This is a genomic window from Methylophilales bacterium (assembly GCA_019823025.1).
Taxonomy (GTDB): Bacteria; Pseudomonadota; Gammaproteobacteria; order Burkholderiales; family Methylophilaceae; genus BACL14.
Map to the genome: position 1 here is coordinate 1,059,924 of CP081940.1, position 12,070 is coordinate 1,071,993.

Consider the following 12,070-nt stretch of genomic DNA (forward strand, 5'->3'; position numbering starts at 1 on the left):
TTATGTTTGAAATGGTAGATGACAAGGGCCAAAAAGCATTGATAAAAGTGATTGGTGTTGGAGGGTGTGGTGGAAACGCTGTTGACTTTATGATTGAAAAAAATGTTCAAGGTGTTGAATTTATATGTATCAATACTGACCTTCAAGCATTAAAGAAAAGTCAGGCCAGTACCATAATTCAAATTGGAGATAATTTAACAAGAGGTTTAGGCGCCGGCTCACGTCCAGATACGGGTAAACAAGCGGCAATAGATGACAAAGAAAAGATAGTCCAAGCTATTCAGGGTGCTGATATGCTTTTTATTACTGCAGGTATGGGGGGAGGTACAGGAACAGGAGCAACTCCAATCATTGCCCAAGCAGCAAAAGAATTGGGTATTTTGACAGTCGCAGTTGTTACAAAACCCTTTGACTTTGAAGGTCGAAGAACTCAAATTGCAAAAGAAGGAATCAGCGAACTAGTTAATTTTGTAGATTCATTGATAGTGATTCCAAACGAAAAGTTAATGGGAGTGTTGGGTGAAGAAGTTACTTTTGTAGATGCATTTGGAGCTGCCAATAATGTTTTAAATAGTGCAGTGGAGGGTATTGCAGAAATTATTAATAACCCAGGCTTGATCAATGTCGATTTTTCAGATGTTAAAACTGTTATGAGTGAAATGGGTGTAGCAGTAATTGGATCAGGATTTTCTGAGGGACCAGATAGGGCAATATCGGCAGCAAAAGAAGCTGTTTCATGTCCATTATTGGAAGAGGTTAACTTGAATAATGCAAAAGGTATATTAGTAAATATTTCTGCGAGTAAGGATTTCAAAATGCGAGAATATTTTGAAGTCATGGATCATATAAAAAAATACGCAGCTGAAAATGCTTCAATTATTGTTGGGAGCGTTATTGACGATTCATTAAATAATCATTTGAGAGTTACAATGGTCGCAACGGGTTTATCGACTCCAATTAATTCAATTGAACCACACCATAATGAAGAATCAGAGACATCAAATTTCAATAATGAGGATACAAATGTTATTGAAGAAATAAACTTTTCACCTGAGAGTGGTGATGGGTTGAATGTATTTGAAGAAAATCAGGAGGCAGGAGTTGATTTATCAGGTGTAGTAGATGACAGTGAATATGATACGCCATCATTTTTAAGATCAAGGGATAAAGAGAAGAATGATTTTTCAAAAAACGATTAGAAATGAAATAAGTGAGGTAGGGGTTGGCCTGCATTCAGGAGAAAAAGTTAAGTTAACACTTAAGCCTGGGATAGTAGGACAGGGTATTATTTTTAAAAAAATGGACCAAAAAAAAGAAACTCAGGTCAAGGTTGATCCTACGATAGTTCTTGATACGAGACTATGTTCAACGATTGGCAACAAAGATTTCCAAATAGCAACTGTTGAACATTTAATGTCAGCACTATGCGCATCGGGAATTGATAATATAACAATTGAAGTGTCAGGCTCTGAAATACCCATAATGGATGGTAGCGCTATTACATTCATTCATTTAATTAAATCAGCTGGAATAGTAGACCAACAAGCACCTAAAGAATTTATTCGAATTAAGAAAACCATTGAGGCAAGGCAAGAAGATAAATTTGCAATTTTTGAGCCTCACCAAGGCTTTGTAATAGACTTTACGATAGACTTCCCGCATCCAGTTTTTAAAACGGAAGATAGCCATATGAATATTAATTTTTTTCAAGACTCCTATGTGCAAGATATAAGCAGAGCTAGAACATTTGGTTTTATGCAGGAGGTTGAGGCACTGAGGTCTAATGGCTTAGCAAGAGGGGGGTCACTTGATAATGCTATTGTTGTAGATGAATATAAAGTCATTAATAAAGATGGCCTAAGGTACAAGGATGAATTTGTAAGGCATAAAATACTTGATGCGATGGGCGATTTGTTTATGCTAGGTAAGCCGTTGCTCGGTAAATTTACAGCATTTAAATCAGGCCATGATCTTAATAATAAATTAATTAGAAAATTAGCCGAAAACACAGATACATGGGAAATTGCAACATTAGATCTAGAAAGTGATGAAACAGCAAACTTAGCTCAGCAGTATCTTGATTCAAAATCTGAGTATGAATCACCGGACTATATTACTTAATCATGATTTTTTTAAGATTAGCAGGGATTCTTATATTAATTGGAATTATTGTTTTGGCAATTTTTTATGTTGTTACAAAAAATAAAAAGTATCTTCAACTCATTCGTTTAGTTTTAAATTATGTGATTTATGCCAGCGTTATTATTTTATTAATATACTTTCTATTTAGAATTATTCATACGTAAGTAATGCACACAATATCAATTTTTGGTAGTTCAGGTTTTATAGGAACAGAGCTGATCGGCCAATTAGCAAAAAAAAATCATAAAATAAATGTTTTTACTAGAAACAAAACAAAAGCAAATCATTTAAAAGTATTTCCTAATGTAAAGTTAGTTTCATACTCTGAGAATTCTAATTTCAATCAATTGCTAGTAGGAACTGATGTATTAATTAATTTAATTGGTATTTTGCATGAGGCAAAAAAAAATCAGTTCATAAATATTCATGAAGGTTTAATAAAAAAAATACTTAGAGGGGCAAAAAAAGCTAACGTATCAAGATTGATCCATGTCAGCGCACTCAAATGTGACACACCAGGGGAAAGTAAATATTTACAATCAAAATTTCGTGGTGAGAAAGCAGTGACCACAATATTTAAAAACAAAGCATGGACAATCCTACGGCCCTCCATTGTTTATGGGTCAAAAGATAAATTTTTAAACTTATTTATAAAGCTTATCAAGTTTATTCCGGTAATTTTTCTAATTTCACCAAAAGCTAAGTTTCAACCCATTAACGTTGATGATTTCGTAGACATTTTGATAAAAGTAATTGATAGTAAAAAATCCTATCAAAAAGCCCTAAACATAGCAGGTCCTAAAATATTCACATTTCTTGAAATTATTAAGGAAATTAAAAATAGCCTTAATAAAAAAAATATTATTATTCCGTTAAACAAAAAATTAACATTATTTTTTGTACGTATTCTTGAGTTATCTCCAGTAAAGTTAGTGACAAGGGATAATTTGAAATCTATGGAAATTGACAACACTGCTCAAATAAATGATTCGTATCAATATAAATCAAGTTTAAGGCAATTATCATCCTACTTAAAAAAATATAGTGATTAACTTATGAAAATTTATTTAGTTGGAGGTGCATTAAGAGATAAATTTTTAAATATTCCAATCAAAGATAAAGATTATGTGGTTGTTGGAAGCACTCCTGAAGAAATGGAAAAAAAAGGGTTTAAGCCAATCGGTAAAGATTTTCCTGTTTTTATTCATCCTGATACAAAAGATGAATATGCGCTCGCAAGAACGGAGAAGAAAATTGGTGTTGGTTATCATGGATTTAAGTTTTATGCGTCACCAAAGGTAAAACTTGATGAGGACTTAAAAAGAAGAGATTTGACAATAAATGCAATTGCTCAGGATGAGGATGGAAATATTTATGATCCATATAACGGGCAAATTGATATTGAAAAAAGAATTCTACGGCATGTAAGTGATGCATTTATAGAAGACCCTCTTAGGGTTTTAAGGGTCGCTAGGTTTTCTACGTTAGATGAAAAATTTGTAATTCATAAGGATACACTTAACCTACTTAAAAAAATGATTTTGAATGAAGAGTTGAAATCATTAGCAATCGAGAGAGTGGTAGTAGAAATAAAAAAAGGTCTAGAAGGAAAAAAACCAAGCCAGATGTTTCGCTGTCTGTGCGAATGTGGCGCATTAAATCAAATTCTTCCAGGTATAAATCCCAATAAAAAAACAAATTCAGATTATGTTGAACTCGGCCTATTGATTGAAAAAAATATTGTAAATATCACTCTTGATAATAAGTTTTTATTGATATTACTTATTCCATTTTTCTCTAAAAATTTCTCAACAAATAAAATTAACTATTCAGAAAATCAAGAAAAAAATTTATTAGAACATTTAGGGCTTTCGAAATCACAGAAGAAATTATATGAAAGTTTAAAATCTGAAAAAGAAAATATTGATAATTTTTATAGCTTACCACCTAAATATAAGCTTGATTGTTTGAATCGCTTAGATTTTTTTAGAAGACCTGAAATTACCTTTGCCATTTTAAAAATGTTGATAATTCTAAATACGATAAAAAACAAATCACTTCAGTCTGATTTATCAAGCAACGATGACTTAAAACAACAAGACAATTTTGTAAAAAAACAATCAATATTATTAAAAAAAATGACAGATTTGTTAAATACAATCATTGACCTATCAGCTAAGAAAAAGCAATTATTCGACTCAACTATGGATGGTGATCAGATAAAAATGCAGATTTACAATGAAAGGCTAATGATATTAGAAAGATTAGAAAGTTAATAAATCGCTAATTTTTTCTATTTTCCTATCAATGAATGAATGATGACTTATCTCATTAGTAATCCAAATCGTTGAAAGCCCAAAGTTTTTTGCTGTTTTGAGGTTTTCTTTTATATCATCAATAAAAACACCCTCCTTTATATTATATTTTTTTAAAAAATTCGCCATGCTCTCCTGATTAGGTTTAGGCGTAAAATCTGAATCTTCAATAGTAAATACCACATCGAACATTTCATAAATATTTGAAATTTTAAGTATTCTATCTGTGTAACTCTTAGGTGCATTTGTATATATAATTTTTCTGCCCTTAATGTTCGATATTGTTTCCTTTAAGTTAACTTCTGGCACGACAAGATCATTGAAATTTTTTAAGTCATGAGTAGTCGACAAAAAATCGATCGGATCAATATTGTGATGTTTTATTAGCCCCTTAAGTGTGGCGCCATATGTATCCCAATAACTTTGTCTTAATTTGTTTGCATCCTCAACACTTATATCTAAGTAAGAAGATATGTATTCATTCATCCTTGTGTTTACAAGGGGAAAAATCTTTGATTCAGCATCATGAAGGGTGTTATCAAGATCGAAAATCCAAGTAGTTGCCATCTAATGTGAGGTAATTAGTGTGCCCACACCTTGATCAGTTAAAATTTCAAGAAGTAAGGCATGCTCAACTCTCCCATCAATAATATGCACACTGTTCACATTGCTTTTGGCAGCATGTATGGCAGATTGAATTTTAGGAAGCATACCACCAGATAGGGTGCCTGACTTGATAAGACCATCGACCTCAGAAGCTGCCAAACCCGTAATTAATTTTTTATTTTTATCTAGAACACCTTTTGTATTGGTCATAAGTACTAATTTTTCACTGCTCATTACTTCAGCAATTTTTCCTGCAACCACATCAGCATTTATATTATAAATCTGATTATCAATTCCAAAACCAATGGGCGCAATAACTGGAATTGATTTATTCGAAATAAATTCATTTATGAATTTTTTATCAATACTCTCTATATCTCCAACGTAACCTAAATCAACGTTATCTTTTTTCAAATTATTATCGCCTGGTAATAATTTTTTAGACTTAATAAAACCGAGCGATTCTTTTTTTGAAAGGCTGGAAGCATCACCTCCAATTTTATTAATTAACTCTACAATTTCTAAATTAATTGAGTTTAAAACATCGTAAACGACATCCATTGTTTCCTTATCTGTAACTCTCATGCCATTATGAAATTGACCTTTTTTACCAATTAGATCTAAACTTTTATTAATCTGAGGACCGCCCCCATGGACAATAATAGGATGCATCCCAACCAATTTTAAAAGCACTACATCTTTAGCGAAGGAGTGTTTTAACTTATCATCAATCATGGCATTACCCCCATACTTAATCACCATAATTTTTTTGGTAAACTTTTTTATGTAAGGCAGGGCCTCACTTAGTATTTTTGCTTTTTCGTTGGGTGTCATTTGAAATTCTTAATTAATTTATTTTGTTTAGTCATTATTTTATAGCTTTTTAGTTAAGTATTTAGAATTTCGTTCAGATTGATAAGATTTCTTTTTTAATGTCGGCATTAATTCTTTTGATTTCTCTTTAAATCCTTTTTCAGCAAACCAATGCTCTGATTGAGTTGTAAGAATAAAAATTTCATCATATTTAAGTTTTTTGGCTTCCTGCTCACAAAATTTTAGGAGTTTTTCACCAAAGCCCAGTTTTTGATATTTTGGTTCAATAGAGAAGCTGGCTAGCTCTAATGAATCTTTAAAGGAATTGAGAGAAACACAGCCAACAAATTTTTTATCATGCTCAAGAACATAAAACTGATTAATCATTTCTTTAATTTGAGTTAAATCTCTCTCAATGAGAATTTTTCTTTTCTCAAGCGGAAATAAGAGTCTGTAAATATCTTTTATGTCACCTTCTGTTGCCTTTCTAAAGTTCTCTAAGGCAAATTCTGTCAAAATAGTGCCTGAACCTTTCTCAGTAAAAAGTTCTTCAATTAACGACCCATCAATATGTCTGTTGATTAAGTGGACTTTTTTTATTTTATTTTTGATAGCAAACACACTACTTTTTAGAATATTGAAATCATCATAGGATAAATTCTGTGCGCTTTCTGGTGAAGGCTTCTCCTCGATATGAGAAATTAATTTGTTAGCCTTCTCTGAAGTTAGTTCAGTAATGAGATCCCCTCTTTCGTTTTGAATGCCACTGCCATCGACATAATAAATTAGCTTATCCGCATCAATAGCAGCCGCTATATTTGCAGCAGTCTGCTCATAAGGAAGGTTAAAGATCTGCCCAATGGATGAATAGCCTATAGGCGAGACTATGACAATTTCATGATGATTTAATTTATTCTTTATGGCTTCCACGTCGACTCTTCTTACTCTTCCAGTTGCTTCCATATCAATACCATCAACAACACCTACTGGCATCGCTGTCAGAAAGTTACCACTTGAAAGATGCATTCCCTCCGACGCAGATTTAATGGTTGATAATATCGCTTCGATTTTAATTCGTATCGCACCATTTACCTCGACAACATGCTTAAGTGCAGCATTACTTGTAACGCGCATATTTTGTACCAACTTAATAGGGATCTTATTTCTTATTAATATGCTCTCAACCTGTGGTCTTGCTCCATAAACTAAAATGACCTTTATATTTAGAGAATGTAAAAGATTAATGTCTTGAGCAATTTTTTCAAATTGACCCTCATCAAAAATATATCCACTTATCGCAATTACAAAGGTATTTTGATTAAATTGATTAATATATTTTGCGGATAACCTAAAATTTTGTACGAAAGAACTTTGGGTTGAAATACTTGAAGCGCTAGCATGTGATTGATGGAAAAAATATTGAGGAGAAACCTTAAAAATCTCAACTAATTGATTTATAAGATTTGTTGATACCTTCAACGCGCCGGTCTCTATTCTTGATAGATTACTTACGCTGATATTTAGTTTGTTGGCTAACGCATTTAATGTTAATCCTCTTTCCTTGCGTTTTTGCCTTATGATGATACCGGAATTATTTTGCATTTTTTGCAAATAAATTTATTAATACTCGCATATTATACCAAAAAAATCTAATAATTATGCAAAATCACCAAATTTATATTGTAATATTGCAATTATTGCTAAAGGAGCTGTTTCTGTTCTCAAGATTCTTGTGCCTAATTGAATATTGATACAATTTTGCTTTTTAAGAAGTAACACTTCATCTTGACTGAAGCCACCTTCAGGGCCAATAAAAATATTAATATCGCCAGAATATTCATTTGGGAGATTACTTGATTCTTCTGAGTTATCAGGGTGAAGCAATAAATTAAGTGAATTTGTTGTTTTGATACCTCCTGCAATCTGATCAAACTCAATAGGAGATTTGATGGTGGGTATTTTTGACCTACCTGATTGTTCACAGGCTGATATTGAGACTTGCCTCCAATGGATTAACCTTTTCTTTGCTCTATCTAAGCTAAGTTTGATAGTACTTCTTGATGTGAAAATAGGTTGAATACTACTTACACCTAATTCTGTTGCCTTTTGAATAACCATATCCATTTTTTCATTTGAGGATATTGATTGAAATAAATTAATATTTATAGGTGATTCATTATTGTTTTTTTCTTTAGATAAAATTTCAATATTGATAGTTTTTTTATTAATATCATTCACCCGACCTTTATAATCAAAACCATCACCATTAAATAAGATGAGAAAATCATCAACTTTAACTCGCATTACACGGATAGCATGGTGGCTCGCGAATTCATCAAGAATAATAATCTGATTTAAATCAAGAGGATTTGAATGGTAAAATCTATACATATATTTCTATATCATACATAACGGAGAAGAGTTTTGGTTAGCCTAACAACACCAATTTGTGATTTTGGATGGAGTGCAAAAGATTTTCAATTGCCGGGGGTTGATAATAAACATTGGAATATAGAAAGCATTAAAGGTGTGAATGGGTTGGTAGTAATGTTCATTTGCAATCATTGCCCCTATGTAAAAGCAATTATGTCTCGGCTTGTGAGGGATGTTAATGGGTTAAAAAATTTTGGTATTAATACAATTGCAATTTCTAGCAATGATGTCGTTAATTACCCAGAAGATTCGTTCGAGAACATGAAATTATTGGCTGAAGAAAATGATTTTGAATTTCCTTATGCATTTGATGAAACACAAGAAATAGCAAAAGCATATGATGCTATTTGCACGCCTGATTTTTTTGGTTTTAATTCAAAATTAGAGTTGCAATATCGAGGACGATTTGATTCCACCGGTAGAGGAGAGGCACAACCAAATAATAAAAGAGAATTATTTGAGGCAATGAAGTTGGTCGCTGAGACACAAAAGGGACCAGAAATACAACACGCAAGTATTGGTTGTTCAATTAAATGGAAAGAGAAGCATATTTAACGCATAGATAACTTGATTGTGGCCTTAGTTTAGTTAATAATTTAGTGTTAAACGGTATCAAAAATATAAAATCAAAAAATGCATTAGTTAAATAACAATGCAATCAATTTAATTTTGGGAGGAAGTATGGCAACGAGACAAGATTTAGCTAACGCTATTCGCGCTTTATCAATGGACGCGGTTCAAAAGGCAAGCTCAGGACATCCTGGCGCGCCAATGGGGATGGCAGAAATAGGAGAGGTTTTGTGGAATCATCATCTCAGTCATAACCCTAACAACCCAGATTGGGCAAACCGTGATCGCTTTATTTTATCTAACGGCCATGGCTCAATGTTGATTTATTCACTTCTTCATTTAACAGGCTATGACCTTCCGATGAAGGATATTGAAAATTTTAGACAGCTTCACTCAGCTTGTGCAGGTCACCCTGAATATGGCTATGCACCTGGCGTTGAGACGACAACTGGCCCATTAGGGCAAGGTATCAGTAATGCGGTTGGTTTTGCAATGGCTGAAAAACTGATGGCGAATCAGTTTAACAAGCCGGGTCACGAAATTGTAGATCATCATACTTATGCATTCCTAGGTGATGGTTGTTTAATGGAAGGTGTATCTCACGAAACATGCGCGCTTGCAGGAACGTGGGGTCTTGGAAAGCTAATTGCTTTTTGGGATGACAACGGAATTTCAATTGATGGTCATATAGAAGGTTGGTATACAGATGATACAGCCGGACGCTTTGAGTCATATGGATGGCATGCTATCAGAGATGTGGATGGTCATGATCCAGAAGCCATTGATAAGGCAATCCAAGAAGCAAAAAAAGTAACGGATAAACCAACGCTTATTTGTTGTAAAACAATTATTGGTAAAGGTTCACCGAATAAATCTGGTTCTCATGACTGTCACGGTGCCGCTTTGGGTGATGATGAAGTTGCCCTAGTTCGAAAAGAAATCGGTTGGGAACACGCACCCTTCGTAATCCCACAAGATGTATACGATGGATGGAACCAAAAAGATAAAGGCGATGCCCGTGAACAAGAATGGAACGCTAAGTTTAATGCGTACGCAAAAGAGTTCCCAGAAATGGCAGCTGAATTCAAACGAAGAATGTCTAATGAGCTTCCAGCTGATTGGGAGAAACAATCAAACGCCCTAATTAATGAGGCAAACAAAGCAGCCGAGAAAGTGGCGACAAGAAAAGCATCACAAAATGTCATCACAGCGCTTGCACCAATTTTACCTGAGTTTGTTGGCGGCTCTGCCGATCTAACAGGTTCTAATTTAACAAGCTGCCCAAGTTTTGAGCATGTAAATGGTAAAAAACCAGGTAATTATATTTCATACGGTGTCAGAGAGTTTGGTATGGCTGCAATCATGAATGGGATAGCATTACATGGTGGCCTTCTGCCTTTCGGTGGAACCTTCCATATGTTCACTGACTATATGAGAAACGGCATGAGAATGTCAGCGCTCATGAAGCAGCGTGTCGTTTATGTTCTAACGCATGACTCTATTGGCCAAGGTGAAGACGGACCAACACACCAACCAATCGAGACAACTTCTGGACTGAGATTTATTCCAAGAATGGAAGTTTGGCGTCCTTGTGATGCAACAGAAACTGCGACTGCTTGGGTTGCGGCTGTTGAAAATGGTGAAAACCCAACCAGTTTAGTATTGAGTAGACAGGGAATGGGTTTCCATTCAAGAACGCCTGAGCAAATCGCCAATATTAAAAAAGGTGGCTATGTACTTTCTGATTGTGACGGTGATGCTCAAGTCATTATTATCGCAACAGGATCAGAAGTTGATTTAGCAGTAGGCGCTCAAGCAAGCTTAAAAGAAGAGGGTATTCATGCAAGAGTCGTATCAATGGCTTGTACTCAAGCTTTTGATAGACAAGATCAAGCATATAAAGATAGCGTGTTAACACCAGGTGTAAAAAGAATTTCAGTTGAAGCAGGTGTGACAGACTATTGGAGAAAGTATGTCGGTCTTGATGGTGCCTGTGTTGGTATAGACACTTATGGCGAATCAGCGCCAGGTAAAGTTGTATTCGAACACTTTGGTTTCACGGTGGATAATGTTGTTAAAACAGCAAAATCAGTTCTGTAATTCAAATTAATATTTATAAGGGTAGCTTTGCGGCTACCCTTATTTATTTTTAGAATAGGGGAATGATGTGTCAGTAAATGTAGCTATTTCTGGATTTGGAAGGATCGGCAGACTTGTTTTAAGAGCCATTTTTGAACACAACAGAAAAGATATTAATGTGGTTGCGGTTAATTGCAGCCGGGGTGATATTCAAAGTCACGCCCATCTATTAAAGTACGATACGGCCCACGGTAAATTTGATGCTGAAATTCAGACGCAAGATGACTTCTTTGTTGTCAACGGGCATAAAATTAAGTACCTCAACACCAGAGACCCAAAGATGCTTCCATGGAAAGATTTGGATGTCGATGTTGTATTGGAGTGTACGGGTGCTTTTAGAGGTAAAAAAACGAACGAGTTTCATATTGAGCAAGGGGCAAGAAAAGTTTTAATTTCTGCACCTGGAGAATCTGATATAGATGCCACAGTCGTTTACGGCGTGAATCATGAAATACTTAAATCAAGCGATATATTTGTTTCCAATGCATCGTGTACGACAAACGGATTAGCGCCACTAGTAAAGGTTATTCAAGATGAACTCGGTATTAAATCTGGACTGATGAATACGATTCATTCATACACTAATGATCAATCATTATTAGATAACATGCATAAAGACATTAGACGCGCCAGGGCAGCATCAGGCTCTATGATTCCAACAAAAACAGGTGCAGCCTCAGCGGTCGGCTTGGTCATTCCGGAAGTGAAAGGTAAGCTAGATGGAATTGCAGTGCGTGTGCCCACCAACAATGTATCGTTAGTTGATCTCACCATAGTCACAGAAAAGCAAACCTCAAAAGATGCTGTGAATAAGATAATGAAAAAAGCCTCTGAAGATAATTTAAAGGGGATTTTAGTCTATAACGAAGAACCTCTAGTTTCGGTTGATTTTAACCACACACCCGCATCTTGTTATTTTGATTCAACGTTGACTAAAGTGAGCGCTGATGGAGATCTCGTTAAAGTCTTTGGTTGGTATGACAATGAGTGGGGTTTTAGTTGTCGGATGTTAGATACCGCTGTCGCAATGATGAATGCCAATTAATTTTTCT

11 protein-coding genes are annotated in these 12,070 nt (G+C 34.5%); 7 read left to right on the forward strand and 4 right to left on the reverse strand.

Annotated elements, in window-relative coordinates; all coding sequences use genetic code 11:
* The first annotated feature begins 2 nt into the window (after positions 1 to 2).
* The 4 genes from ftsZ to cca all read left to right on the forward strand — a co-directional run bounded on the left by ftsZ (position 3) and on the right by cca (position 4,418).
* Entirely contained in the window at positions 3 to 1,199 is a 1,197-nt protein-coding gene (gene ftsZ / locus K6112_05650; protein ID QZP17508.1) for a cell division protein FtsZ, read from the forward strand.
* Positions 1,177 to 2,121, forward strand: a complete 945-nt coding sequence (gene lpxC, locus K6112_05655; protein ID QZP17509.1) for a UDP-3-O-acyl-N-acetylglucosamine deacetylase — start codon at positions 1,177 to 1,179, stop codon at positions 2,119 to 2,121. Before ftsZ ends, lpxC begins: the two co-directional genes overlap by 23 nt.
* 188 nt (positions 2,122 to 2,309) lie before the next feature.
* Entirely contained in the window at positions 2,310 to 3,194 is an 885-nt protein-coding gene (locus tag K6112_05660) for a complex I NDUFA9 subunit family protein (protein ID QZP17510.1), read from the forward strand.
* 3 nt (positions 3,195 to 3,197) lie between these two features.
* Positions 3,198 to 4,418 carry a multifunctional CCA tRNA nucleotidyl transferase/2'3'-cyclic phosphodiesterase/2'nucleotidase/phosphatase gene (gene cca / locus K6112_05665; GenBank protein QZP17511.1) on the forward strand — a complete coding sequence of 407 codons (1,221 nt, stop codon included), beginning with the start codon at positions 3,198 to 3,200 and terminating at the stop codon, positions 4,416 to 4,418.
* Here cca and K6112_05670 read toward each other — a convergent pair.
* The 4 genes from K6112_05670 to K6112_05685 are packed head-to-tail and all read right to left on the reverse strand — an operon-like array spanning position 4,407 to position 8,267.
* Complete coding sequence (locus K6112_05670; protein ID QZP17512.1) at positions 4,407 to 5,024, reverse strand: pyrimidine 5'-nucleotidase; 618 nt, start codon at positions 5,022 to 5,024, stop codon at positions 4,407 to 4,409. The two genes, cca and K6112_05670, sit on opposite strands and share 12 nt — an antisense overlap.
* Positions 5,025 to 5,897, reverse strand: a complete 873-nt coding sequence (argB, locus tag K6112_05675; protein ID QZP17513.1) for an acetylglutamate kinase — start codon at positions 5,895 to 5,897, stop codon at positions 5,025 to 5,027. It lies immediately after the preceding gene.
* Between the two features lie 39 nt (positions 5,898 to 5,936).
* The gene (gene argA / locus K6112_05680) at positions 5,937 to 7,478 is read right to left on the reverse strand and encodes an amino-acid N-acetyltransferase (GenBank protein ID QZP17514.1); all 1,542 of its coding nucleotides are present in this window, start codon (positions 7,476 to 7,478) and stop codon (positions 5,937 to 5,939) included.
* A gap of 54 nt (positions 7,479 to 7,532) precedes the next feature.
* Positions 7,533 to 8,267 (reverse strand): 16S rRNA (uracil(1498)-N(3))-methyltransferase, encoded by a 735-nt coding sequence (locus K6112_05685; protein QZP17515.1) that lies wholly within the window; start codon positions 8,265 to 8,267, stop codon positions 7,533 to 7,535.
* Positions 8,268 to 8,300: 33 nt separating this feature from the next.
* Here K6112_05685 and K6112_05690 point away from each other — a divergent pair, with 33 nt between their 5' ends.
* From K6112_05690 to gap, 3 genes are all read left to right on the forward strand, one after another.
* Complete coding sequence (locus tag K6112_05690) at positions 8,301 to 8,864, forward strand: thioredoxin family protein (protein ID QZP17516.1); 564 nt, start codon at positions 8,301 to 8,303, stop codon at positions 8,862 to 8,864.
* Positions 8,865 to 8,990: 126 nt separating this feature from the next.
* On the forward strand, positions 8,991 to 10,979 hold the full coding sequence (gene tkt / locus K6112_05695; GenBank protein QZP17517.1) for a transketolase: 1,989 nt from the start codon (positions 8,991 to 8,993) through the stop codon (positions 10,977 to 10,979).
* A 67-nt stretch (positions 10,980 to 11,046) separates the two neighbouring features.
* Positions 11,047 to 12,063, forward strand: coding sequence for a type I glyceraldehyde-3-phosphate dehydrogenase (gene gap / locus K6112_05700; GenBank protein QZP17518.1), 1,017 nt, complete (start codon positions 11,047 to 11,049; stop codon positions 12,061 to 12,063).
* Positions 12,064 to 12,070: the final 7 nt, after the last annotated feature.